Genomic DNA, 23,512 nt, shown 5'->3' on the forward strand with positions numbered 1-23,512 from the left:
TAATGCGATTTAGGTCGCGATAGTGAGGCGGAGGGGTTGCGTGGAACTGTTCGAGGTGGCCGAGGCGGGGGCCGGGCCGTACGGGGTGGCCGTGGGGCCCGACGGGGGCGTGTGGTTCACCCTGGTGCACACCGGGGAGATCGGACGGCTGGCGGCGGACGGGACGGTCGAGCGCTTCGGCCTCGGCGCGCCGGAGTGCGGGCCCGCGGTGATCACCGCGGGGCCGGACGGGGCGCTCTGGTTCAGCCGGATGCGGGACCACCGGATCGGACGGATCACCGTGGACGGGACGGCGACGTCCTACGCGCTGCCGACGGAGGAGGCCGGGCCGTACGGGATCGCCGCCGGGCCCGACGGGGCGCTCTGGTTCACCGAGCTGAACGCCGGCCGGGTCGGGCGGATCACCGTGGCCGGTGAGGTCACGGAGTTCCCGCTGCCGCTCGCCGGGGCCTTCCCGTCGCTGATCACGGCCGGGCCGGACGGGGCGCTGTGGTGCACGCTCAACCAGGCCGACGCCGTCGCCCGGATCACCGTCGACGGCCGGGTGACCGTCCACGGGCTGCCCACCGGGGGCACCGCGCCGGTCGGCATCACCGCCGGGACGGACGGCGCGCTCTGGTACGTCGGCATCGGCGGCGGGCTGGTCGGGCGGATCACCGTGGACGGCGAGGTGACCGAGTACCCGCTGGCCGACCGCGCGGCCCGCCCGCACGCGATCGCGGCCGGGCCGGACGGCCGGCTCTGGTTCACCGAGTGGGGCGCCGGCCGGATCGGGGTGCTCGGCCCGGACGGGCGGCTCGGCGGCCACCCCCTCCCGGGCGGGGGCGCCGAGCCGCACGGCATCGCCGTCGCCCCGGACGGCGCGGTGTACGCGGCGCTGGAGCGCGGGCAGCTCGCCCGGCTGGACGGCGCGCCCGGTCAGGGCTGACGGCGCAGCAGCTCCTCCAGGTCGGCGAGCAGGCCGAGGGCGGCGGCCCGGTCGGGGGCCGGCTCCGGGGCGGGGGAGCGCTCGGCGATCACCCGCAGGGCGGCGGCCGCCTGGCGGGCGAACATGGCCAGCAGGTCCAGCTCGGGCAGGCTGGCGCGGGCCTGCGGGGCCGGGTCCAGCACCTCCAGGACGCCGAGCACCCGGCTGCCGTGGGTGAGCGGGGCGGCCATCAGGGCGGTCGGGACGTACGCGGTGGACTCGGCGAAGTCCCGGTCGAAGGTGCGGTTGGCGCCCAGGTCGTCCACCACCATCGGCTCGCCCGAGGCGGCCACCCAGCCGGCGATCCCCCGGCCGGCCGGGAAGCGGCGGCCCACCAGCGACTCCTCGCCCCGGCCGGAGACGGCCTGGAAGACCAGCTCCCCGGCCGCCTCGTCGAGCAGGCACACCGAGCCGGCCTGGGCGCCGAAGATCGCCCGGGCGACGTCCACCACGGACTGGAGCAGCTCGCGGGCCAGCGGGTCGACGGCGGGGTCAGTGCTGAGGGTCATCGGGCGCCTCCGGGGTGGGGGTGGAAGGGACCTGGACGTTGGCCGCGGTGAGGTAGAGCGCGCTCTTCAGCTGGAAGGTGGTCAGCCTCGGCCGCCGGGACAGGATGCGGGCGCAGAGCCCGGCCACGTACGGGGTCGCGAAGCTGTTGCCGGTGGTGCGGATGGTGGCGCCGCCGAGCCAGGGCACCCGGACGTTCTGGCCGGGGGCGAAGAACTCCACCGGCGGCGCCGGGTTGTACAGGTGCAGCTCCGGGTCCTCCTCCTGGTGGCTGCCCACCGAGATGACCGAGGAGAAGCGCCACGGGTAGCTCTCCACCGGGGTGTTGTGGGCGGAGGCGACGATCGCGGTGCGGGCGAAGAAGGCGTCGTCGGCGATCGCGTGCAGCTGCTCCAGGAAGCGGGTCCGGGTGGTGGAGAGGCTGAGGTTGACCACGTCGAAGCCCTGCCCGACGGCCCAGCGCAGCCCGGCGATCAGCATGTCGCCGGTGCCGGTGAAGCGCTCGCCGAGGACCCGGACGCTGTAGAGCTCGCAGTCCGGGGCGGTGCGGCGGATGATGCCCGCGCAGGCGGTGCCGTGCCCGCAGGTGTCGCCGGCGCTGTCGGGGCGGACGGTCAGCTCCCGGGTGACCGGGTCCTTGACCACCGCCCAGGAGCCCTGCACCGGCCCGACCAGCGGGTGGTCGGGCTCGATCCCGGAGTCGACCACGCAGACCCGGACGCCCTTGCCGGTGCCCCCGGCGTCGGAGGCCCCGGCGTCGGTGGCGACGGCGTCGGTGGCGACGGCGTCGGCGAGCACCGGGAGGTCGGCGGGCCTGCGGTCGCGCAGGCTCCAGGTGAGGCCGGCCGGGCCGCTCACCGGGTGCCCCCGAGCCGCTCGGCGCGCCGAACGCCCGGCAGGTGGCCCTTGGCGGCGAACCGGTCCCGGGCGGTGGCGGCGGCCGCCGCGGCCTCGGCGGGGCGGTCGAGCAGCAGCAGGGCGTGCGCCCGGTCGAGCGCGGTCAGCGCCTGGAGCAGCAGCGACTCGGTGGCCTCGGCGGCGGACAGCGCGGCGGCGGTCAGGTCCAGCGCCGGCGCGGCCTCGCCCCGGGCGGCCGCGAGCCGGCCGCGCAGCGCGTCCAGCTCGATCGCGAGCACCGGCGGCAGCGCGGCGACGGCGTCCGCGCCGTCCAGGTGCCGGGCGGCCTGGGCCGGGCGGTCGGTGTCCAGCAGGACCCGGGCGGTGGTCAGGGCGAGGCGCGGCAGCGGGGCGGCGCTGCCCTGGTGGCGGGCGATCTCGGCGGCGTCGGCGAGCAGGTCCAGCGCCTGGCCGCCCTGCCCGAGCGCGGCCGCCGCCTGGGCGGTCAGCGCGGGCAGCGCGATCATCGCCTCGGCCAGCGACAGCTCCCCGGCCAGGCCGTTGGCCTCGGCGAGCAGCAGCTCGGCCTCCTCGGGGCGGTCGCGCAGCGCCAGCAGGACGGCCAGCGGGCCGTTCAGCGCGACCCGGACGGTCCGCCGGCCGGTGCCGTGCTCGGCGAGCAGGGCGCGCAGCCGGAAGGTCGCGTTCGGGACGGGCTCGGGGCCGGCCAGCAGCGAGGCGGCCAGCGCGGCCAGCACGGCGGCCCGGTCCAGCTCGGCGTCGGTGCGGGAGACCTGGCCGAGCGCCCGGTCCAGCAGCTGCTCGGCCTCGGTGTGGCGGCCGGCCAGCAGGTGCTCCTCGGCCAGCCGCAGCCCGGCCCGGGCCTGGCCGAGGTCGTCCCCGGTGTCGGTGAACAGCGGCAGCACGGCGCGGGCCGTCGCGGCGGGCTGGTCCTGGCCGGGCGGCAGGCCGCGGGCGGCCAGCGCGAGCCGGGCGTGCGCGGCGTCCAGCGGGTCGGCGGCCGCGTCCCGCACCTGGGCGAGGACGGGCAGCGCCTCCTCGGCGCGGCCGAGCGCCAGCCGGGCCTCGCCGAGGCGGCGCAGCACCGGGCCGGTGGCGCGCTCGCCCGGGTAGTGCAGCCGCACCGCGCGCTCCAGCAGGTCGGTGGCGGCGGGCAGGTCGGCGCGGGCCAGCGCACCGGCCCCGGCGGTGCCGAGGGCGGTGGCCGCGCGGGTGCGCAGCACGTCGGTGCGGGTGTCCAGCAGGCCGAGTTCCAGCCGGTAGCGGTGGGCGCGCTCCAGGTGGCCGCCGACGGCGGCGTCCCCGGTGGAGCGGACGGCCGGCAGGTCGGCGGCGCGCTCGTGGCGCTCGGCGCGGGCCCGCTTGGACATGGACTGGTAGACCGACTCCTGGACCAGGCCGCTGCTGAACCGGTAGCCGGTGCCGGTCGGTTCGACCAGCCACAGCTCGGCCAGTCGGGCCAGCGCGGCATGCAGCCGCGGCGGGGTGTCGTCGACCCAGGTGGACGGGCCGGCCGGCAGGCCGTCGATCGGGCCGGTGAAGACGTCGTCCTGCGGGTCGGCGAAGGCGTCCTGGTCGCTGCCGCCGTGGGCGAGTTCGGCGAGTTCGGCGGCGGTGAAGGCGCGGCCGAGGACGGCGGCGAGGTCGAGGGTGGCGCGCTCGTCGCGCTCCAGCCCGTCGATCTGGGCGCTGAGCAACGCCCGTCCGGTGGGCGGCAGTTCGTCCGTCAATGCGGGGCCCTCGGTCTCGGTGAGGGCGGCCAGCAGCTCCTCCAGGTGCAGCGGGTTGCCCTCGGCGCGCTCCAGCAGCCGGGTGGGCACCGCGTCCTGGTGGGCGCTCAGCTCGGTCAACTGGGCGGCCAGCAGGGCGGATTCGTCCCAGGACAGGCCGCCGACCGGCAGCGTCGGCAGCTCCGGGCGGGCGGCCGGGAGCTCGGGGCGGGTCAGGCAGAGCAGCAGCACGGGGGCCGCGCCGAGTTCGGCGGCCAGCCGCTCGACGGCGTCCAGCAGCACCGGGCCGGCCCACTGGCAGTCGTCCAGGACCAGGACGGCCGGGCGCTCGACGGTGCGGCCGCGCAGGATCGCGGCCAGCAGCTCCAGCGAGCGGCCGGCGTCGATGCCCGGCGCCGTCGCCTCGTCCAGCCGGGCCAGCGCCTCGGCGGGGGCGGCGCCCTCGGGCTCGTCCAGCAGGGTCCGGACCGCCTCGGCGAGCGGCGCCAGCACGCCCTGCCCGCCGAAGCTGCGGCAGCGGGCGGTGCCGCAGCGCGCGGTGCGCCGGCCGACCCGCTCGCGCCAGTCGCGCACCAGCCGGGTCTTGCCGATGCCCGCCTCGCCGGCCACCAGCAGCAGCTCGGCCCCCTGACCGCCCGCCACCCGGGCCAACGCGGCGTCCAGCAGGGCCAGTTCGCGCTCCCGGCCGACCAGTGGGACGTCGAAGCGGCGCAGCAGCTCCGGGTCGTCCTCGTCCAGGCCGACCAGGCGGTAGGCGGTGACCGGCTCGGCCTTGCCCTTGAGGTGCAGCGGGCCGACCTCGTCCACCTGGGCGGCCGGGCCGGCCGCGCGCAGCGTCTGCGGGCCGATCAGCACCTGGCCGGGGGCGGCCCGGGTCTGCAGCCGGGCGGCGATGTTCACGGTCTCGCCGGAGATCAGCGCCTGGCGCGCCGAGGCGTCCGAACCCGCCACCACCTGGCCGGTGTTGACGCCGATCCGGACGTCCAGTCGGACGCCGAGGGTGGCGTCCAGCTCGGTGTTGAGGTCCTCCACGTCCTCCAGCATGGCGAGCGCGGCGGCCAGCGCCCGGTGGGCGTCGTCCTCGCGGATCACCGGGACGCCGAAGACGGCCATCACGGCGTCCCCGATGAACTTCTCCAGGGTGCCGCCGTGCGCCTCGATCCGGTGGTGCATCCGCTCGAAGTAGCGCAGGACCACCTCGCGCAGGGTCTCCGGGTCGAGCGCGCCGGACAGGGCGGTGGAGTCGACCAGGTCGCAGAAGACCACCGTGACCAGCTTGCGCTCCTCGGCGGCCAGGTCGAGGGCGGCGGCCCGGGGGGTGCCGCAGGAGGGGCAGAACTGGTCGTTGGTGCCGACGAGTTGGGCGCAGAGTGGGCAGGGCATGGTGGCCGTCCTTCGGTCGTCCTTCGCGGTGCGGGGCGTGCGCGGCGAAGCGGAACGGGTGTGCGCGGCGGGGCGGTTGGCGCGGCCCGGTGGTGCGGGCCGGCCGGTGGTGCGGGGCGTGCGCGGCGGGGCGGTGGTACGGGGGCGCGAGCGTTCCGGGCCAGGGTCGCGGGCGCGGCTTCGGGCCCGGTTCGGGAACGCCTGGCAGGCGGTATGGCCGCAGGCGGGACGGGGTGCGGGCGCCTCCCGGGCGGGCCCGCTGAGGGCCCGGCGGGCCGGCGCGGCCGCTCCGACCTGCGGCCATACCGGTTTCCAACCGGTTCCGAAGCCGGGCGCAGGCGGCTCGGGCCACGGTGGTCGGCAACGGCGGGCAGCCGCCCGCCGGAGCCGTAACCACCCCCGTGCGGAAGGGAGTTCGACCATGGCCGAGAACATGGAGCAGCAGAACGTCGGCGAGAGCGGCGAGGAGACCCCGGAGGTCGAGGCGCACGTCGCCAACATCCTGGACCTCCAGGCGATGAAGGTCCTGAGCGAGTCCTCGGACGGCCTCTGCTTCAGCCTGATCAGCTACGTCCACGGCGCCGAGACCACGGTCTGACCGGAGTCCGGACGCCGGGCCGTGCGCGGGGGCGGACGCACCGCCGCCCCCGGCCGCCGACACCCGGCCGCCGACACCCGGTCGCCGGCCGCCGGTTCCCGGTCACTGGTTCACCGGTCACCGGTCACCGGTCACCGGTCACCGCAAGGCTTCCGGGGCGGTCCCGCCGAGACGGGGCCGCCCCGGCCCGATCCGCACCCCCGGGTGCCCCCGCCGACCACGGAGGACGGCCATGGACCCCACCCCGCTCTCCCGCAACCGGGACTTCCGGCTGCTCTGGGCCGGCGGCCTGCTGGCCTCCCTCGGCTCCCAACTCGCCTCGATCGCCCTGCCGTTGCTGGTCCTGCGGGAGACCGGGTCGGCGGCCCGGGCGGGCGCCATCGGCACCGTCTCGGTCGGCGCGCTGCTGATCACCACGCTGCCCGGCGGGGTGCTCGCCGACCGGATCGAGCGGCGCCGGCTGATGCGGATCTGCGACGTCCTCAGCCTGCTCGCGGTCGCCGCCCTGGTCGTCGCGGTGCTGCGCGGGCACACCCCGCTGCCGCTGGTCCTGCTGGTCGCCGCCGCCGGGGCGCTGATCTCCAGCGTCTACGGGCCGGCCGCCGGCGCCCTGCTGCGCGCGGTGGTGCCCACCGGGCAGGCCCGCGAGGCCTCCTCCCGGATGCAGGCGCGCGGCGCCGCCGCCCGGCTGGCCGGACCGCTCGGCGGCGGGGCGCTGTTCGCCTGGCACCCGGTGCTGCCGTTCCTCGCCGAGGGCGTCGGCCTGCTGCTGTCCACCGTCTGCGTGGCGCTGATCCGGACCCGCGCGAAGCCCGCCACGACGGGCGGACCGGCGTTCAGCCGGGCCGAACTGACCGCCGGACTGGCCTTCGTCTGGCACCGGCCCTACCTGCGCACCCTGCTGCTGGTCTTCGGCCTCGGGATGAACTTCGCGTTCAGCGCGCTGATGTTCACCACCCTGGCCGTCGCCTCCGACGGCGGCCGCTCCGGCCTCGGCGGCGGCACCGTCGTCTCCTGCACCGCGGCCGGCGCCCTGGCCGGCGCGCTGCTCGCCCCGAGGATCGCCGCCCGGGCCCGCGACGGCAGCCTGGTCGCGCTCGCCTGCTGGGCCTGCGCGCTCACCGCCGGGGTGCTGGTGCTGACCAGGGCCCCGCTGGTGATCGGACTGCTCTGCGCCGTCTGCATGTGCCTGTCCACCGTCGCCAGCATCGGCTTCGTCTCCGGCATGCTGACCGCCGCGCCGCCCGACCGGATCGGCCGGGTGCAGAGCGCGGCCGGCTTCCTGTCCACCCTGGTCCAGCCGTTCGGCCCGCTGGCCGGCGGCGTCCTGCTCGGCTCGCTCGGCGGCACCCGGACCTTCGCCCTGCTGGCCCTCGCCATCGCGCTCTGCGCGGCCGTGGTCACCTGGGCGCCGCCGGTCCGGCGCGGACCGGTGCTCAGCCCCGCCGTCTGACGCACCGCCCGCCGACGCACCGCCCGCCGAGGCGCGGCCCGCTCCCGGACGACCCCGGAAGACTTCGGAACAGGAGGCCCACGATGGCCGACGTCCACGAGACCCAGCTCTACTGCCTCGCCGACCCGACGTACTACGACACCCCCGGACGGCTGCGGGACGGGGACAGCCGCTACCCGCTGGGCCTCGGCGAGCCGCCCGAGGGCTGGCGGCGGGAGCAGCGCGGGCTGTGGACGGTGCTGCGGCCCGACGGCGGCCACCTGCCCGAGCAGGGCTGGAAGCTGCACGTGTCGGCGGCGCAGGACGGCGCCGAGCGGACGCTGGCCGTCGTCGCGGGGATCTGCACCGCCCGCCGGGTGGCGTTCAAGTTCCTGCGCAGCCCGGTGGCGCTGCGGGTGGCCAACGGCAAGTACGCGGGGCGCGGCGGCAGCGGCAAGTTCGTCACCGTCTACCCGGCCACGGACGGTGAATTCGTCTCCCTGGCGGAGGAGTTGGCCGAGGCGCTGGCGGGCTTCCCCGGGCCGTACGTGCTCACCGACCTGCGGATCGGCGATGCCCCGGTGTACGCCCGCTACGGGGCCTTCGTCGAACTCTGGTGCCGGGACGCGCGGGGCGGGACCGTCCCGGCCCTGCGGGACCCGGCCGGCACGCTGGTGCCGGACCCGCGCGAGCCGGTCTTCCGGCTGCCCGCCTGGGTCGAGCCGCCGGCGGCGCTGCGCCCGCACCTGGCCGCCCGGGAGGCGGCCGGCGGGGAGCTGCCGTACCGGATCGTCGAGGTGCTCCAGGTCTCCAACGCGGGCGGGATCTACCTGGCCGAGAAGCACGGCACGGGCGAGCGGGTGGTGCTGCGCGAGGCCCGCCCGTACGCCGGGCTGGACGGCACCGGGGCGGACGCCCTGACCCGGCTGCGGCGCGAGCGGTGGGCGCTGGAGCGGCTGGCCGGGCTGGCGTGCGTGCCCCGGCTGCACGAGGTGCGCACGGTGTGGGAGCACACCTTCCTGGTGCAGGAGCACATCGAGGGCGTCCAGCTGTTCGCCGAGGCGATCCGGCGCTACCCGCTGGTGCACCAGAACTGCACCGCCGAGCAGCGCGCCGCGTACGCGCGGTGGGTCGGCGGGGTGGTGGACGGGCTGGCGGAGGCGCTCGACGCCCTGCACGCGCGGGGCGTGCGGTTCGGGGACCTCCACCCGGCCAACGTGGTGCTCCGGCCGGACGGGTCGGTGGTGCTGGTGGACTTCGAGTACGCGGCCGAGCTGGACGACCGGCGGGTGCCGACGGCCGGCGCCGCCGGGCAGCACGTCCCGCCCGGGCTGGGCGGCGCCGAGGCCGACCGCTACCTGCTGTGGGCCACCTGGCTGATGCTGCTGATGCCGGTGATGGAGCTCGCCGACTGCGACCCGGGCAAGCTCCCGGCGCTGGAACGGCGGGCGCGGGAGTGGTTCGGACTGGGGCCGGAGGAGGGGCCGGTGCGGCCCGCGGCGGTGGCACGGGTGGAGTCGGCGAGCGAGCGGCGCGGCCGGGAGCTGCTGGCCGGGCCCTCGCTCGACCCGGTGTGCCGGGAGCTGGTCGCGGGCATCCACGCGGGCGCCACCCCGGACCGCCCGGACCGGCTCTTCCCCGGGGACGTGGCCGGCTTCGCCGACGGCGGGACGGGCGTGTCGCACGGCGCGGCCGGGGTGCTGTACGCGCTGCACCGCGCCGGGGCCGACTGGCCGCAGGAGTACGCGGACTGGCTGGTCGCGGCGGTGCGCCGGCGGGCCGACCGCCCGGCCGCCGGCGGGCTGTACGACGGCCCGCTCGGCATCGCGCTGGCGCTGGCCCGGATCGGCCGGACGGAGGCGGCCGAGGAGCTGGCCGGGCGCGCCCGTACCGCCCTCCCGGCGCGCGCGGCGGGCCTGTTCGGCGGCCGGGCCGGCGCGGCGCTGGCCCGGCTGCGGCTGGCGGACGCGCTGGACAGCCCCCGGGATCTGGCCCACGCGCTGGACGACGCACGGGAGTTGGCCGCGGTGCTGGGCGGCGCGCCGGTGCCCGGGCTGGACGAGCCCGCGGCCGCCGGGCTGCTGTACGGGCTGGCGGGCGTCGCGCTGCTCCAGCTGCGGCTGTACCGGCGGACCGGGGAGCGGTGGCTGCTGGACTCCGGGCGGGTGGCGCTGGAGCGGGCGGTGGCGCGGTGCGTCCGGGTGCCCGACGGGTCCGCGCAGGTGCTGGAGTCCGGGCGCAGGCTGGCCTACCTGGACCGGGGCAGCAGCGGGATCGCACTGGTGCTGCGGGAGTACCTGGAGCACGGCGAACTGCCGGGCGGGGAGGCCTTCCTGGCCGACGTGCGGAAGGTCTGCGCGCCCGGGTTCATCCGGGAGCCGGGGCTGTTCCGGGGCCGGGTCGGGCTGACGCTGGCGCTGGACCGGCTGGGCGGGGCGCCGGCCCGGGAGGCGGTGCTCGGCCAGGTGGGCCGGCTCCAGTGGCACCTGGTGGCCCGGCCGGAGGGGCTGCTGGTGCCGGGGATGCGGCTGCGCCGCTTCTCGGCGGACCTGCACACGGGCGCGGCCGGGGTGCTGCTGGCGCTGTCCGGGCTGACGGAGGGGCGCGGGGCGGAGCGGGCGGACGTGCTGGACCTGCTGACCCTGGGGTGAGCGGGGCCCGGGGCTGTCACACGGGTTCCGGGGACCGCGCGGGCGCCGCGACGGCGGTCTGCGGTGCCCCGACGGTCTCCGGCGCCCCGACGGCGGTCCGCACCGCCCGCTCCCGGGCGTGCAGATGGGTGAGCCGGGGCAGGGCGTACAGCGCGGCGTGGGCGGTGACCTCGCCGGTGGGGGAGGTGACCGCCCCGGTGTCGGTGAGCGCCTCCAGGGTGCGCAGGGCGAGCCGTTCGGGCCGGCCGAGGGCGGCGGCGGCCTCCGGGAGGGTGAAGAGCAGGGCGAGCGGCAGGGCGGCGAGCCGGGCCAGGGCGAGCCGGCCCTGGTCGGTGAGGTCGCGCCAGCCGGAGTCCAGCCGGGCCCGGACGGTGACGTCCCCGGCGACCAGTTCGTCCAGGGCGCCCGCCGGGTCCTCCAGCCGGGCCGCGTATTCGGCCAGCGGGAGGTGGCGCAGCACGGCCAGCCGGGTGCCCGCGACCCGTACGGCGAGCGGCAGCAGCCCGCAGGCGGCCGCGATCCGGGCGGCGGCGGCGCGGTCGGCGCCGGTGCGTCCGGTGCCGACGATGCGGCCGAGCAGGTCCAGGGCCTCGGCGGGGGCGAGCGGCGGGACGGCGATGCGGCGCACCGAGGCGAGGCCGGCCAGCTGGCCGCGGGAGGTGACCAGCACGGCGCTCGGGCCGAAGCCCGGCAGCAGCTCGCGGACCACGGCCTCGCCGGGGGCGTCGTCCAGGACCAGCAGCAGGCGGCGGCCGGCGAGCGAGGCGCGCCAGAGCGCGGCGGCCCGGGCGGTGTCGGCCGGTGCGGTGTCGGCCCGGGCGGTGTCGGGCTGGGCCGGGTCGGCGGGGCCGGGGGCGGTCCGGTCGGCCCCGGCCGGTGCGGCGCCCGGGCGGCCGGTGAGGGCGGCGAGTTCGGCGAGCACCTCGGGCAGCGGGCGGGCGGCGCCGTCCTCGGTGCGCAACCGGACCAGTACCCGGCCGTCCGGGAAGCGGTCGGCGAGCAGGTGGCCGGCGTGTACGGCGAGCGCGGTCTTGCCGCTGCCGGCCGGGCCGGTGAGTACCGCGACACGTCCGCCGCCGGAGCCCAACTCGTCGACGAGCTGGCGTAGTTCGTCGGTTCTCCCGGTGAAGTCGGCGGTGTCGGCGGGCAGCAGGGAGCCGCCCGGGCCGGTGCCGCGGTCCGGGCGGGCGGCGGTGGGCAGGGAGCGGCCGCGGGCCAGCAGTTCGCGGTAGCGGGCGGTCAGCGCGGGGCTCGGCTCCAGGCCCAACTCCCGGGCGAGCAGCTGGCGGTGGGTGTCGTAGACGGCGAGCGCCTCGGCCTGCCGGCCGGAGAGGTGGAGGGCGTTCATCCGGGCGGCCTGGAGGCGCTCGCGCAGCGGGTGACGCTCGGCGAGTTCGGCCAGGTCCTCGGCGACGGCGCCGGCGTTGCCGAGCTCCAACTCGGTCTCCGCCCAGTCCTCGTGGACGCCCAGGCAGCGGGCCTCCAGCCGGTCGGCCTCCGCCGCGACGGCGGGGGAGCGGCGCAGGTCGGCGAGCGGCGGGCCCTGCCAGAGGTCGAGGGCCTGGCGCAGCAGCCGGGCGGCGGGGGCGAGCGCCCCGCCGTCGGCGGCGGCCCGGCCGGCCCGGGCGAGGGCCCGGAACCGGAGCAGGTCCAGCTCGGGCTCGGCGACCCGCAGCAGGTAGCCGGCCGCCGAGTGCGACAGCCGGTCGGGCCCCTCCTCGCGGCCGAGCAGGGTGCGCAGGGTGCAGATGTAGACCTGGAGGTTCTTCCGGGCGGTGCGCGGCGGCTCCTCGGGCCAGACCGCGTCGGTGAGCAGGTCGACCGGGACGGCGGTGTTGGCGCGGCTCAGCAGGACGGCCAGGACCAGCCGCTGCTTCAGCGGGCCGAGGGCCAGCGGGCGGCCGCCGGCCTCGCCGGTGAGCGGGCCGAGGACGGCGAAGCGCAGCCGGGTGGGGGTGGCGGGCTGGGCCAGGGGCATCGGCGTACCTCCGGGGCGTGGGCGGCGGCAGTGCGGCGGTGTAGCAGGTGGTGGGGGCCGTGCGGTGGTGGGCGCAGGCTACTTGACGGCCGATCGGCGTTGAAGGCCACGGAATCGACCGGCTTCGGTCACATCGGCCGCACAACCGGGGTGCCGAAAGCTGGGATCGACGGGGGGTTTCGTACGACTGTGCGGACGGCGTTCCGGCAGGTCGGGTGCGGTGGCGGGGGCCGGCCGGGCCGGGCGGACGGACGCCGCGCGGGGCGCCGCCGGACGGGTGCGCGGGGCGGCGGGGAGGGGCGCGTTCCGGCGGTTCTCGACCCGGGCTCAGCGCCGCGGCGAGCGCGGCCCGAGCGGGCGGCGCGGTCGCGGGAGGCGGCCCGACGGCCGGTCAGGAGGCGGCGTCCGCGCGGACGACAGGCGGTGGGCGAGCGGACAGGAGGTCCCGGTCGCGCGGTCGGGAGGTCCCGGTCGGGGGCCGGGAACTCGGGCCCAGCGGCCCCGGACGGGCGGGCCGAAGGGCCCTGGGGCGCGGAGGCGGCCTGTTCGGATCATGGAGCGCCACCCATTCGCACGACGTTCCGAAGGAGTGCGTCCTTGAGCGCCACCCAGGCACAGGGCGACCCCACCTCACCGCCGACGACCCTCCCCGCAGGGGCGGTCAGGGCCAGGAGGCCCGGTTCGGCCCTGGTCAGACTGCTGACCACCACCGACCACAAGACGATCGGCACCATGTACCTGGTGTCCTCGTTCGCGTTCTTCCTGATCGGCGGCATCCTCGCCCTGGTCATGCGCGCCGAACTCGCCCGGCCCGGAACGCAGATCCTCTCCAACGAGCAGTTCAACCAGGCGTTCACCATGCACGGCTCGGTGATGCTGCTGCTGTTCGCGATGCCGCTGTTCACCGGCTTCGCCAACTGGATCATGCCGCTCCAGCTCGGCGCGCCGGACGTCGCCTTCCCGCGGCTGAACATGCTGTCCTACTGGCTGTTCATGTTCGGCTCGCTGATCGCCGCGGCCGGCTTCGCGACCCCGCAGGGCGCCGCCGACTTCGGCTGGTTCCTCTACGCGCCGCTGTCCGACGCGATCCACTCGCCCGGCGTCGGCGCCGACATGTGGATCATGGGCGTGACGCTGTCCGGCTTCGGCAGCATCTTCGGCGCCGTCAACTTCATCACCACCATCATCTGCATGCGCGCGCCCGGAATGACCATGTTCCGGATGTCCATCTTCTGCTGGAACGTGCTGCTGACCTCGGTGCTGGTGCTGCTGGTCTTCCCGGTGCTGGCCGCCGCGCTGCTGGCGCTGGAGTGCGACCGCAAGTTCGGCTCGCACGTCTTCGACCCGGCCAACGGCGGGGCGATGCTCTGGCAACACCTGTTCTGGTTCTTCGGCCATCCCGAGGTGTACATCCTGGCGCTGCCGTTCTTCGGCATCGTCTCGGAGGTCATCCCGGTGTTCAGCCGCAAGCCGATGTTCGGCTACTCCGGCCTGATCGCGGCCACCATCGCGATCGCCGGCCTGTCGGTGACGGTGTGGGCGCACCACATGTACGTCACCGGGCAGGTCCTGCTGCCGTTCTTCTCCTTCATGACCTTCCTGATCGCGGTCCCGACCGGGGTGAAGTTCTTCAACTGGGTCGGCACCATGTGGAGGGGCTCACTGAGTTTCGAGACCCCGATGCTCTGGACGGTCGGCTTCCTGGTCACCTTCCTCTTCGGCGGCCTGACCGGCGTGCTGCTCGCGGCCCCGCCGATCGACTTCCACGTCTCCGACTCGTACTTCGTGGTCGCGCACTTCCACTACACGCTGTTCGGCACCGTGGTCTACGCGATGTTCGCCGGCTTCCACTTCTGGTGGCCGAAGATGACCGGCAAGAAGCTCGACGAGCGGCTCGGCCGGATCACCTTCTGGACCCTGACCGTCGGCTTCCACGCGACCTTCCTGGTCCAGCACTGGCTGGGCGCCCAGGGCATGCCGCGCCGCTACGCCGACTACCTGGCCTCGGACGGCTTCACCACCCTGAACACCGTCTCCACCATCGGCTCGTTCCTGCTCGGCCTGTCGATCCTGCCGTTCCTCTACAACGTCTGGAAGACCGCCAAGTACGGCGAGAAGGTCACCGAGGACGACCCGTGGGGCTGGGGACGCTCGCTGGAGTGGGCGACCTCCTGCCCGCCGCCGCGGCACAACTTCGTCAAGCTGCCGCGGATCCGCTCCGAATCCCCGGCCTTCGACCTCCACCACCCGGACATCGCGGCCCGGGACGTCCTGGAGCACAGCGGCAAGCCCGCCACGCACCTGGGCGACGTGGAGCCGGCGAAGTACGACCGGCCGCTGAGCCGGGCCGACCGGGCGCGGGTGGCGTCCGCCTCCGCCGACTCGCCCTCCTCGGACGGCTGAGTCCGCTCCCCCCGAACGCCGTCCCCGCCCGCGTCGCTGCCCCCGGGCGGGCGGGGACGGCCCCGTCCGCTCCGCTCCTCACCCTCCTCACCCCTTCGTGACCAGGAAGGCCGGGTCGTGAACCACACCGTTCTCGCCATCGGCACCGCCGCCCTCACCGCGAGCGGCTGTGTCTGGTACCTGCCCGCCATCGCCGACCTCCAGGCCGGCGCCGACCGGCCCCGCTCCACCCGTACGGCCGCCGCGGCCTGCGTGCTCTGGTGGGCCGGGCTCGCGCTCGCGGGCGGGCTGCTGCTCGTCCTGTCGGACTGGCGGCCCGCCGCCCAGATCGCGCTCGCCGGACTGGTGGGCGGCGCGGCGCTGCGGGTGCGGGCCCTGGTGGACCGCCGCCGGGAGGTACGGGAGACGGCGGTCCGCTGGGCCGCCCTGGACGCGGGGCCCGCCCCGCGCTCCCAGCGGCCGCCGGCGCTGGCCCTGGCGGGCTGGCTGGTGGTCGGTGCGGCCGTCGCCCTGCTCGGAGCGGCGGCCATCCTGCTGTCCGGCGGCGGCGAGGTCGTGCCCCGGGTGGTGCTCGCGGCGGTCAGCGGCGCGGGCGTCGCGCTCGCCTTCCTGCTGATGGGGCTGGGGAACGTCCGGCGGCAGGGGCGCTGAGGGCGCCCGGACCGGCCCGGTCGGGGTCGGGGCCCGTACGGGTCCTGCGGCCCGGTCCGAATGGGGCCGTTGGGCCCTGGGCCCGCGGCCGGTCGCGGGGGGATGATGCCCTGGGCCCCGCTGGGAGTGTGCGGGGGTGACGAAGGTGGAGCCGCGTGATGGCGACCAAGACGGAGGGTGCCGAGGCCTCGGCACCGGTCCGGGTGTTCCTGCTGGACGACCACGAGGTGGTGCGCCGCGGGGTGCACGACCTGCTGGACGGCGAGCCGGACCTGGAGGTGGTCGGCGAGGCGGCGACGGCCGAGCAGGCGCTCGTCCGGGTGCCGGCCCTGCGGCCCGACGTGGCCGTGCTGGACGTCCGGCTGGGCGACGGCGACGGCGTCTCGGTCTGCCGTGAGCTGCGCTCGCGGATGCCCGGGCTGGCCTGCCTGATGCTGACCTCCTTCGACGACGAGGAGGCGCTGCTGGACGCCGTGATGGCGGGCGCCGCCGGGTACGTGCTCAAGCAGATCAGCGGGACCGACCTGGTCGCCGCCGTCCGCACCGTCGCCTCCGGGCGCTCGATGCTCGACCCCGGCGCCGCGACCCGCCTGCTGAACCGCCTGCGCAGCGACGCCGAGCCCGCCCAGCCGGTCACCACCGGACCGGGCCTGACCGTACGTGAGCAGGAGGTCCTCGAACTCATCGGCGAGGGCCTGACCAACCGGCAGATCGGCGAGCGGCTCTACCTCGCCGAGAAGACCGTCAAGAACCACGTCTCGCGGCTGCTCGCCAAGCTCGGCGTCGAGCGCCGGGTGCAGGCCGCCCTGATCGCCACCGAGCTGCGCCAGGCCTCCGCCGCCCCGCAGCCCTCCGTGCTGCGCTCCGGCCGGTACTGATCCCGGGCCCTGCCCGGCGGGTCCTCCGGGTCCTGTCGGGCGGGGCCGTGGGCCGTGGGGCCCGGGGCCGACGGCCCGCCCGGGCGGGGCCCTCGCCGGGCCCCGCCGGGACCATCGGCCCTCGCGGCCCGGCCCGGGCCCGGGCGAGCATCGCTCGCATGAACCGCGACCACGTCCCGTCTCCCCGGCCCGTCCCGTCCCCCCGGCCCGTTCCGCACGACCGCCCCGGCCCGGCCGACCGTCCCGACCTTCCGGAACTGCGCGAACTCGACCGGAAGCGGTCGCTGGAGCTGCTGGCCCGGGCCGAGGTCGGCCGGGTGGTCTACACCGTGGACGCCCTCCCGGCCGTCCTGCCGGTGCCGTTCCGGCTGGCCCCCGGCGGCGTGCTGCTCTCGGCCCCGGCCGGCTCCGAACTGGCCCGGGCGGTGGACGGCGCCGTGATCGCCTTCGAGGCCGACGAGGTGGACGGCCGGGACGGCTCCGGCTGGTTCGTCACCGTCCTCGGCCGCGCCCAGGTCCGCCCGGCCACCAGGGCGGCCGACCCGGGCGGCACGGTCCGCATCCGCATCCGCCCGGAACTCGTCATCGGCCGCTGCCTGGCCTGAAAGGGCCTACGGGCCCAGCAACGCCCTGGCGGTGCGCAGGAGTTCGGCGTCCGCCGCCGCGTCCGCGGTGCCGGCCAGGCCGGAGCGGAAGAGCGAGGCGCCCTCGATCAGCATCACGAACACCCGGGCGCGGGAACGCCGTTCCTCCTCCGTCAGGGCCGGGCGGCGTTCGGCGAGGAAGCAGGCGACCAGCTCCTGGTAGCGGTCGTAGAAGGCCCGGACGGCGGCGGCCACCGAGGGGTCGCGGGCGGCCAGCGCCCACAGTTCGGCGAACAGGCGGACCAGGCGCGCGTCCTGCTGCTCGGCGAGCAGTTCGCGGAGCAGGGCGTCCTCGTCGCGGCCCGGGTCGAGCAGCGGCGCGAGCCGTTCCACCGAGCGGGCGAGGACGCGCTCCAGCACGGCGGCCACCAGCTCTGCGTGGGTCGGGAAGTAGTGCTGGAGGTGCCCGAGGCGGACGCCCGCGGCGGCGGCCACCGCCCGCATGGACAGCTCGCCGCTGCCCGTGGTGACCAGCAACTCCTCCGCCGTGTCCAGCAGTTGCTCCCGCTTCTGGGCACCCTTGCCGCTCAGGCCCCGGACGCTGCTCATGCCGCCGCCTCCCCGCCGCGCGCGCCGTCGGCCGCGGTGACCGTGACGGTGACGCCGAGGGCCGCCAGGTCCTCCAGCACCCGCCCGGGGCGCGGGGTCTGCTCCGGGAAGGCCACCCCGGCGGGCGGCGGGGCGCCGTCCGTGCCGAGCGCCCGGCGCAGCGCCAGCAGGGCGCCGACGGCGGTGAGTCTGGCCTGGCCGGCCCGGTCCTCGACGGTGGCGGTGAGGGTGCGTCCGCCGGAGGTGACGTCGGTGCGCAGCAGGGCGGTGCCGCCCTCGCCGGGGGAGTAGAGCAGGGCGCGGCGGGCCGGCTCCCAGCGGTCACCGCGGCCCCAGCGGAAGAAGCCGGCGTGCCGGGCCGCGAGCAGGGCGGTGGTGGAGGAGCGCGAGCTGAAGCCGATCCGGGTGGCGGCGGTGGTGGTGCCCAGGGTGAGCGGGAGGGTGAACTGCTCGGGGGTGTCGATCCCGGCGACCAGCGTCGGGGCGTCGCCGATGCGGACGGTCCGCGGGCGGCTGAGCGGCACGACGGAGCGGCGCCGGCCGTCCTGCACCACCTCGTAGTCGAGCCCCAGGCGGTCCATGAACTCGACTGAGTCGGCGCCGGCCCGGTCCGCGAGGTCCCAGCGGATGGCGGTCTCGATCCGCTCGGCCCCGCCCAGCCGGTCCGCCAGGGCGGCGGCGACCAGGCTGGTCACCCCGCCCATCCAGGCCGAGGAGAGCAGCACCGGGGCGGTCGGGCGCAGCAGGGCGGCGAGCGTGGCGGCCCGCTGGAGCCGGGCGGTCCAGCGGGTGACGTCCACGTACGGGACGCCCGCGCGGACGGCGGCCCGCAGCACCCGGTCGTCCGGGTCGTTGACCACCCCGACCACCGCCCGTACGGCGGCGGTGAACGGCTCGGGGTCGGCGAGGTCCCAGCGGCGGGCGGTGGCGTCGTCCAGTTCGGCGGCGAGGGCGCCGCCGCGCTGCTCGGAGCGGCCGGTGAGCAGCAGCGGCCAGGAGGGGGAGGCGAGCCGGGCGAGTTCGGTGCCGACGGTGCCGTAGCCGCCGACCAGCAGGACGGGGCCGTCGGGGTTGTGACGGAGGCGGTCGGAGGGGAAGGTGGGGTGCACGGGGATGCCGCCGGAAACGGGTTCGGTGCTCATGGAGACAAATATAGGTCACACGACCTAAAATTGTCGTCATGACTGAATCCACTGTTACCGGTTCCACCGATGACCTGTGCTTCTTCGACAGCGGCCACGGCCGCCTCGCCTACCTCGACGCCGGTACGGGCGAGCCGCTGGTGCTGCTGCACGGCGGCCTGCTGGACCACCGGAGCTGGGCGGACCAGCTCCCCGCCCTGCTGCCCTCGTACCGGGTGATCGCGCTGGACACCCGCGGCCACGGCGCCTCCGACAACGCGAGCCGGCCGTTCCGGCCCGCCGACGACCTGGCGGACCTGCTGCGCCACCTCGGCCTCGGCCCGCTGACGGTGATCGGGCTGTCCATGGGCGGGACGATCGCCCTCGACCTGGCGCTCGAACACCCGGAGCTGGTCCGCGCGTTGGTGATCAGCGGCAACGGCACCAGCGAGTCCGAGTTCACCGACCCGTGGCTCGGCGAACTCGCCGCCGACCAGACCGCGGCCCTCGCCGAGGGCGACGGCGAGGGCTGGATCGACTCCTTCACCCGGCTCGCCTCCGGGCCGCACCGCCGCCTGGACGAGGTCGACCCGGAGGTGGTGCGCAGGCTCAAGGAGATGACCCGGAACACCATTTCCAAGCACACCCCCGACGACCCCCAGTACCTGGTGCCGGTCACCGACACCTGGAAGCGGCTGACCGGGATCACCGTCCCGCTCCTGGCGATCAACGGCGGCATCGACTCGGCGGACCACGTCAACCTGGCCGAACGGGTCGTCCGCACCGTCGTCGACGGCCGCGCGGTGACCGTCGAGGGCACCGGGCACTACCCGAACATGGAGCGGCCGGCGGAGTTCAACGCCCACCTGCTCGCCTTCCTGGGCGCCCTGCGGGGCTGACCGCCCCGCGGGGAGCAGGCCTCAGGACCCGACCGGGGCCTCCCACGCCAGCCGGGTGCCGCCGCCCTCGGCCGGGTCGACGGTGAACGAGCCGCCGACCCGGTCGGCGCGCTCGGCCAGGTTGCGCAGCCCGCTGCGCCGCCCGCCCTCGGGCACGCCGACGCCGTCGTCCGTCACGGTCAGCGCCACCCGCCCGGCCAGCGCGCGCAGCGTCACCTCGACCCGGGACGCCCCGGCGTGCCGGGCGGCGTTGCTGAGCGCCTCGGCGAGGACCGCGACCACGTGCCCGGCCAGCTCCTGCGGCACGTCGGTGTCCAGCAGGCCCTCCATGCTCAGCCGGGGCGCGAAGCCGAGCGGCCCCTGGGCCTCGGTGACCACCCGGGTGGCCCGGGCGCGCAGGCCGCGGTCCGGCTCGCTGTGGGCGCGCAGGCCGAAGATGGTCGAGCGGATGATCTTGATGGTCTCGTCCAGGTCGGCCACTGCCCGGGCCACCCGGTCCGCCGCGGCCTGGCTCTCGATCAGCCGGCCCGCGCTCTGCAGCGTCATCCCGGTCGCGAACAGCCGCTGGATGGCCAGGTCGTGCAGGTCCCGGGCGATCCGGTCACGATCCTCCAGCAGGTTCAACTGCTCGGCGTCGCGCCGCCGTTCGGCCAGCTCCAGGGCCAGCGCGGCCTGGTCGGCGAAGCCCAGCAGCGGGCCCGTCTCCTCCGGCCCGAAGGCCGGCTGCCCCTGTGCCCGGGCCAGCAGCAGCACGCCCCGCCCGTACCCGGCACCGGTGCCCAGCGGCACGGCCACCGCCGCGCCCAGCCCGTCGAAGCGGCCCGCCGGACCGGCCGGGAAGCGGGTGTCGGAGGCCAGCTCGTCACTGGTGGCCGGCGAACCGGAGGCGTACGCGGCGCCGGACAGCGTGCCGTCCACCGGCACCGTCACCCCCAGCCGCGCGGAGGGATCGGCGCCGAGCGCGACCTCCACCGTCAGCTCCTCGGCCCGCTCCTCCGGGCCGGCCAGCGCCACCGAGACGTCCGCCAGCTCGGCGCCGGAGATCTCCCGGGCCCGGCGGGCGATCAGCTCGACCACCTCCAGCCGCGGCGCCCCCGACAGCAGGCTGCGGGTGATCTCGGTGCTCGCCCGCAGCCAGCGCTGGCGCAGCTGCGCCTCCTCGTACAGCCGGGCGTTGTCGATCGCCACCCCGGCCGCGACCGCCAGGGTCGAGATCACCGCCTCGTCGTCCTCGTCGAAGTCCAGCCCGCCGCGCTTGTCGGTCAGGTAGAGGTTGCCGAACACCTCGCCGTGCACCCGCACCGGCACCCCCAGGAAGGTGTGCATCGGCGGGTGGTTCGCCGGGAAGCCGGCCGAGGCCGGGTGGTCGGACAGCACCGGGCAGCGCAGCGGCCGCGGCTCGCGGATCAGCTCGCCCAGGATGCCCCGGCCCGACGGCGGCGGGCCGATCTCGGCGATCTCCTCCTCGCTCAGGCCCACCGTCAGGAACTGCGACAGGGTGTGCCCGTCCGGCCCGATCACGCCGAGCGCCCCGTAGCGGGCGTCCACCAGGTCGGCGGCGGCCTCCACGATCCGGTGCAGCGCCTGCGCCAGGTCCAGCTCACGCCCGACCGCCAGCACCGCCTCCAACAGGCTGTGCACCCGGTTCTGCGTGCCGCGCGCCGCGTCGATCCGCCACTGGAGCTCCTCCAGCAGCTCGTCCAGGCGCAGCCGTGGCATCCGCGCGCCGCCACCCGCCGCGCCGCCGTCCGCTCCGCCCACCGCTGTCCTCCTCGTCGTCCTGCCCTGACCAGCCCGTCCACCGTCCGGACGCACCCCGCCCACCGTCCGGACGGCCCCCGCCGCCCGACCCGACTCGGGTGCCGTCCGACCAGCGGGATTGCCGTGTTCAAGGTAGTGCCCCGGTGTCGGTGGCCGGGACGGCGGGGTCGGCCGTAGGCTCCGTCGGGCGGGCCTTTCGTCCCGTCGCGGAGGGTCCTGCGGCCTCTGCCGCCGGGCCGTGTGCGGGTGCCAGGGTGGGGGAGGAGCGGACGGGGCGTCAGAGCGCACCGCGGCCCGCACCGAACCGCCGAGCGTCGACAGCGTGTCGACAGTGTGGAGGAAGAGACATGACGTCAACCGTGCTGGCCGGGGTCGACGGGTCGCCGCAGAGCACCGCGGCCGTTCACTGGGCCGCCGCCGAGGCGGTGCGCCGGGGCGCCTCGCTGCGCCTGGTGCACGCCTGGCCGTGGCTGACCGACGGGGTGTCCTCCTTCGCGGAGTCGGACGACCTGCCCGAGGCCGTCCGCCGCACCCTGGCCGAGGCCGCCGAGGACGTCCGCGGCCTGTACCCGGACCTGACCGTGGAGACCGACGCCGTCCTGGACGCGCCGGTGGACGGTCTGCTGGCCGCCGCCGCGGAGGCGGAGCTGCTGGTGCTCGGCTCGCGCGGCCGCGGCGGCTTCACTGGGCTGCTGCTGGGCTCGGTCAGCATCTCGGTGGCCGGGCGCAGCACCGTGCCGCTGGTCGTGGTGCGCGAGGCCGGAACGGCGGGCGAGAGCGGCAAGGGCGAGGTGGTGGTCGGCGTGGACGCCCACACCCCGGAGCCGGAGGTGCTCGACTTCGCCTTCCGCGCGGCGGCCCTGCGCGGCGCCCGGGTCCGGGCGGTGCACGGCTGGGACCTGCCGCCGGTGTTCGGCTACGCGGGCGGCGCCGTCCCGGCCGCCGAGCTCGGCCAGCTGGAGGCGCTGGAGGCCGAGCTGCTCTCGCTCGCCCTGGCCGGACCGCGCGAGCGGTACCCAGACGTCGAGGTGGTCGAGGACGTGCAGCTCGGGGCCGCCCGCGCCCTGGTCGAGGCCTCCGCGGGCGCCGCCCTGGTGGTGGTCGGCCGGGGCCGCCGCCCGATCGAGTTCGGCCCCCGGCTCGGCCGGGTCGCGCACGCCGTCCTGCACCACGCCGAGGCTCCCGTCGCGGTCGTCCCGCACGGGTGACGGACGCCCGTCCGGTGGATCCGCCCCCGTCCCGATCCACCGGACGGGCCTGTGCCCGCCAAGGCCCCCGGCCCGGCCGTCGTGAGGACGGGCCCAAGGGCCCTGTCGTCCGCGCGGCCGGGCGCGCACGCTCGGAAGCAGCGGGACCTCCGGGCCCGTCCTGACCCCGCGGTTGATGCCGAAGCCCAGCGGCTGAAGGAGTGGATCGCCATGACGCTCGACCCGGCTCTCACCCAGATGCTCAGCGCGGCCGACCTGCGCCTGCTCGCCGCCGCCGGCGGCGCGGCGCCGTCGCTGCACAACAGCCAGCCCTGGCGCTTCGTGCCGACCCCGGACGGGCGCGGGCTCGCCGTGTACGCCGACACCGATCGCTCCGTACCGCTGGCCGACCCGGCCGGCGCGGCCGTGCACATCGCGGTCGGCGCGGCCGTGTTCAACCTGCGGGTGGCGGCCGGGCGGCTGGACCGGGAACCGCTGGTCCGGCTGCTGCCGGACGTCGCCGAGCCCGGGCTGCTCGCCGTGCTCGACCTCTCCCGCCCGGCCGTCGCGGAGGCGCCCTTCGGTCGCGACCTCTACCCCGCCATCGCCGCCCGGCACTCCAGCCGCGAGCCCTTCACCCAGCGCGACGTGCCCGAGGCGGTGATCGGCGAGCTGATGGCCGCCGCCCGGGAGGAGGGCGTCACCCTGGCCGCGCTGGAGGAGGAGGGCGTACGGCGGGTGCAGGAGCTCACCGCCGACGCCGAGCGCCGCAACGCCGCCGACCCGGCCAGGTCCGCCGAGTCCCGCGCCTGGCTGCGGCCCGACGACGGCACCGCCGAGGACGGCATCCCGCGGTCGGCGCTCGGCCCGCAGGACCACGACGCCCGGGTGCCGATGCGCGAGTTCGGCGGCCGCCCGCCGGAGGCCCCCGAGCAGCCGCCCTCGCAGCGCTTCGAGGCGCTGCCCCAGCTGTGCACCCTCACCACCCGCGGCGACGGCCCGCCGGACTGGCTGCGCACCGGGCAGGCGCTGGAGCGGGTCTGGCTGCTGGCCACGCTGCACGGCGTCCGGCTCACGGTCTGGCACCAGGCGATCGAGTGGCCGGACACCCGCTGGGCGCTGCGCGACCCGGCGGCCGGGCCGGGCCACGTCCAGCTGGTCCTGCGGGCCGGGTACGGACCGCCCGGGGCGGCCACCCCGCGCCGGGCGGTCGAGGAGACGCTCGGGGAGCGGCCTTCCTGAGCCGATGACGTCAGGGCGTGTCCCGCGGACCGGAAGGATCCGCGGGACACGCCCTGACGTTTTCAGCGCGCCC

18 protein-coding genes are annotated in these 23,512 nt (G+C 76.9%); 11 read left to right on the forward strand and 7 right to left on the reverse strand.

Features of this window, described 5'->3' with window-relative positions; translation table 11 throughout:
- Positions 1 to 40 precede the first annotated feature (40 nt).
- Complete coding sequence (locus tag ACWDD9_RS16125; RefSeq protein ID WP_449811870.1) at positions 41 to 928, forward strand: virginiamycin B lyase family protein; 888 nt, start codon at positions 41 to 43, stop codon at positions 926 to 928.
- On the opposite strand, the gene ACWDD9_RS16130 is transcribed toward ACWDD9_RS16125, so the two are convergent.
- The 3 genes from ACWDD9_RS16130 to ACWDD9_RS16140 are packed head-to-tail and all read right to left on the reverse strand — an operon-like array spanning position 919 to position 5,445.
- Entirely contained in the window at positions 919 to 1,476 is a 558-nt protein-coding gene (locus ACWDD9_RS16130) for a GAF domain-containing protein (RefSeq protein WP_049661076.1), read from the reverse strand. The two genes, ACWDD9_RS16125 and ACWDD9_RS16130, sit on opposite strands and share 10 nt — an antisense overlap.
- On the reverse strand, positions 1,460 to 2,332 hold the full coding sequence (locus tag ACWDD9_RS16135) for a S8 family peptidase (RefSeq protein ID WP_449811871.1): 873 nt from the start codon (positions 2,330 to 2,332) through the stop codon (positions 1,460 to 1,462). The genes ACWDD9_RS16130 and ACWDD9_RS16135 overlap by 17 nt, the downstream gene beginning before the upstream one ends.
- Positions 2,329 to 5,445, reverse strand: a complete 3,117-nt coding sequence (locus ACWDD9_RS16140; protein WP_449811872.1) for an adenylate/guanylate cyclase domain-containing protein — start codon at positions 5,443 to 5,445, stop codon at positions 2,329 to 2,331. Before ACWDD9_RS16140 ends, ACWDD9_RS16135 begins: the two co-directional genes overlap by 4 nt.
- A gap of 421 nt (positions 5,446 to 5,866) precedes the next feature.
- Here ACWDD9_RS16140 and ACWDD9_RS16145 point away from each other — a divergent pair, with 421 nt between their 5' ends.
- From ACWDD9_RS16145 to lanKC, 3 genes are all read left to right on the forward strand, one after another.
- Complete coding sequence (locus tag ACWDD9_RS16145; protein ID WP_158077737.1) at positions 5,867 to 6,043, forward strand: hypothetical protein; 177 nt, start codon at positions 5,867 to 5,869, stop codon at positions 6,041 to 6,043.
- A gap of 232 nt (positions 6,044 to 6,275) precedes the next feature.
- Positions 6,276 to 7,496 (forward strand): MFS transporter, encoded by a 1,221-nt coding sequence (locus tag ACWDD9_RS16150; RefSeq protein WP_449811873.1) that lies wholly within the window; start codon positions 6,276 to 6,278, stop codon positions 7,494 to 7,496.
- Positions 7,497 to 7,579: 83 nt separating this feature from the next.
- Complete coding sequence (lanKC, locus tag ACWDD9_RS16155) at positions 7,580 to 10,126, forward strand: class III lanthionine synthetase LanKC (RefSeq protein ID WP_449811874.1); 2,547 nt, start codon at positions 7,580 to 7,582, stop codon at positions 10,124 to 10,126.
- Between the two features lie 16 nt (positions 10,127 to 10,142).
- Here lanKC and ACWDD9_RS16160 read toward each other — a convergent pair whose 3' ends face one another.
- Positions 10,143 to 12,104 (reverse strand): BTAD domain-containing putative transcriptional regulator, encoded by a 1,962-nt coding sequence (locus tag ACWDD9_RS16160; protein WP_449811875.1) that lies wholly within the window; start codon positions 12,102 to 12,104, stop codon positions 10,143 to 10,145.
- 597 nt (positions 12,105 to 12,701) lie between these two features.
- On the opposite strand from ACWDD9_RS16160, the gene ctaD reads away from it, so the two are divergent.
- The 4 genes from ctaD (at position 12,702) to ACWDD9_RS16180 (ending at position 16,641) form a co-directional block, all read left to right on the forward strand.
- On the forward strand, positions 12,702 to 14,507 hold the full coding sequence (gene ctaD, locus ACWDD9_RS16165; RefSeq protein ID WP_449811876.1) for an aa3-type cytochrome oxidase subunit I: 1,806 nt from the start codon (positions 12,702 to 12,704) through the stop codon (positions 14,505 to 14,507).
- A 117-nt stretch (positions 14,508 to 14,624) separates the two neighbouring features.
- Entirely contained in the window at positions 14,625 to 15,158 is a 534-nt protein-coding gene (locus ACWDD9_RS16170) for a hypothetical protein (protein ID WP_388045733.1), read from the forward strand.
- Between the two features lie 158 nt (positions 15,159 to 15,316).
- The gene (locus ACWDD9_RS16175; RefSeq protein WP_074003716.1) at positions 15,317 to 16,036 is read left to right on the forward strand and encodes a response regulator; all 720 of its coding nucleotides are present in this window, start codon (positions 15,317 to 15,319) and stop codon (positions 16,034 to 16,036) included.
- A gap of 158 nt (positions 16,037 to 16,194) precedes the next feature.
- A complete protein-coding gene (locus ACWDD9_RS16180) occupies positions 16,195 to 16,641 on the forward strand; it encodes a pyridoxamine 5'-phosphate oxidase family protein (protein ID WP_449811877.1) in 447 nt (148 codons plus the stop codon).
- Positions 16,642 to 16,647: 6 nt separating this feature from the next.
- On the opposite strand, the gene ACWDD9_RS16185 is transcribed toward ACWDD9_RS16180, so the two are convergent.
- Positions 16,648 to 17,229, reverse strand: coding sequence for a TetR/AcrR family transcriptional regulator (locus ACWDD9_RS16185; RefSeq protein ID WP_449811878.1), 582 nt, complete (start codon positions 17,227 to 17,229; stop codon positions 16,648 to 16,650).
- On the reverse strand, positions 17,226 to 18,371 hold the full coding sequence (locus ACWDD9_RS16190) for a saccharopine dehydrogenase family protein (RefSeq protein ID WP_117486648.1): 1,146 nt from the start codon (positions 18,369 to 18,371) through the stop codon (positions 17,226 to 17,228). Before ACWDD9_RS16190 ends, ACWDD9_RS16185 begins: the two co-directional genes overlap by 4 nt.
- 38 nt (positions 18,372 to 18,409) lie before the next feature.
- Here ACWDD9_RS16190 and ACWDD9_RS16195 point away from each other — a divergent pair, with 38 nt between their 5' ends.
- On the forward strand, positions 18,410 to 19,249 hold the full coding sequence (locus ACWDD9_RS16195) for an alpha/beta fold hydrolase (protein ID WP_449811879.1): 840 nt from the start codon (positions 18,410 to 18,412) through the stop codon (positions 19,247 to 19,249).
- Between the two features lie 21 nt (positions 19,250 to 19,270).
- On the opposite strand, the gene ACWDD9_RS16200 is transcribed toward ACWDD9_RS16195, so the two are convergent.
- On the reverse strand, positions 19,271 to 20,968 hold the full coding sequence (locus ACWDD9_RS16200; protein ID WP_074003842.1) for a sensor histidine kinase: 1,698 nt from the start codon (positions 20,966 to 20,968) through the stop codon (positions 19,271 to 19,273).
- Positions 20,969 to 21,357: 389 nt separating this feature from the next.
- On the opposite strand from ACWDD9_RS16200, the gene ACWDD9_RS16205 reads away from it, so the two are divergent.
- Both ACWDD9_RS16205 and ACWDD9_RS16210 read left to right on the forward strand, forming a co-directional pair.
- On the forward strand, positions 21,358 to 22,218 hold the full coding sequence (locus ACWDD9_RS16205; RefSeq protein ID WP_416874076.1) for a universal stress protein: 861 nt from the start codon (positions 21,358 to 21,360) through the stop codon (positions 22,216 to 22,218).
- 210 nt (positions 22,219 to 22,428) lie between these two features.
- Positions 22,429 to 23,439, forward strand: coding sequence for an Acg family FMN-binding oxidoreductase (locus tag ACWDD9_RS16210; protein WP_380778259.1), 1,011 nt, complete (start codon positions 22,429 to 22,431; stop codon positions 23,437 to 23,439).
- Positions 23,440 to 23,512 lie beyond the last annotated feature (73 nt).

Source organism: Kitasatospora sp. NPDC001119 (assembly GCF_053598475.1).

Bases quoted from the DNA above. Each gene is read 5' to 3' on its own strand.
- ACWDD9_RS16140 (WP_449811872.1), bottom strand. From the start codon at position 5,445: ATGCCCTGCCCACTCTGCGCCCAACTCGTCGGCACCAACGACCAGTTC.
- ACWDD9_RS16130 (WP_049661076.1), bottom strand. From the start codon at position 1,476: ATGACCCTCAGCACTGACCCCGCCGTCGACCCGCTGGCCCGCGAGCTG.
- ACWDD9_RS16210 (WP_380778259.1), top strand. From the start codon at position 22,429: ATGACGCTCGACCCGGCTCTCACCCAGATGCTCAGCGCGGCCGACCTG.
- ACWDD9_RS16195 (WP_449811879.1), top strand. From the start codon at position 18,410: ATGACTGAATCCACTGTTACCGGTTCCACCGATGACCTGTGCTTCTTC.
- ACWDD9_RS16145 (WP_158077737.1), top strand. From the start codon at position 5,867: ATGGCCGAGAACATGGAGCAGCAGAACGTCGGCGAGAGCGGCGAGGAG.
- ACWDD9_RS16185 (WP_449811878.1), bottom strand. From the start codon at position 17,229: ATGAGCAGCGTCCGGGGCCTGAGCGGCAAGGGTGCCCAGAAGCGGGAG.
- ACWDD9_RS16150 (WP_449811873.1), top strand. From the start codon at position 6,276: ATGGACCCCACCCCGCTCTCCCGCAACCGGGACTTCCGGCTGCTCTGG.
- ACWDD9_RS16160 (WP_449811875.1), bottom strand. From the start codon at position 12,104: ATGCCCCTGGCCCAGCCCGCCACCCCCACCCGGCTGCGCTTCGCCGTC.
- ACWDD9_RS16180 (WP_449811877.1), top strand. From the start codon at position 16,195: ATGAACCGCGACCACGTCCCGTCTCCCCGGCCCGTCCCGTCCCCCCGG.
- ACWDD9_RS16200 (WP_074003842.1), bottom strand. From the start codon at position 20,968: ATGCCACGGCTGCGCCTGGACGAGCTGCTGGAGGAGCTCCAGTGGCGG.
- lanKC (WP_449811874.1), top strand. From the start codon at position 7,580: ATGGCCGACGTCCACGAGACCCAGCTCTACTGCCTCGCCGACCCGACG.
- ACWDD9_RS16175 (WP_074003716.1), top strand. From the start codon at position 15,317: ATGGCGACCAAGACGGAGGGTGCCGAGGCCTCGGCACCGGTCCGGGTG.
- ACWDD9_RS16190 (WP_117486648.1), bottom strand. From the start codon at position 18,371: ATGAGCACCGAACCCGTTTCCGGCGGCATCCCCGTGCACCCCACCTTC.
- ACWDD9_RS16205 (WP_416874076.1), top strand. From the start codon at position 21,358: ATGACGTCAACCGTGCTGGCCGGGGTCGACGGGTCGCCGCAGAGCACC.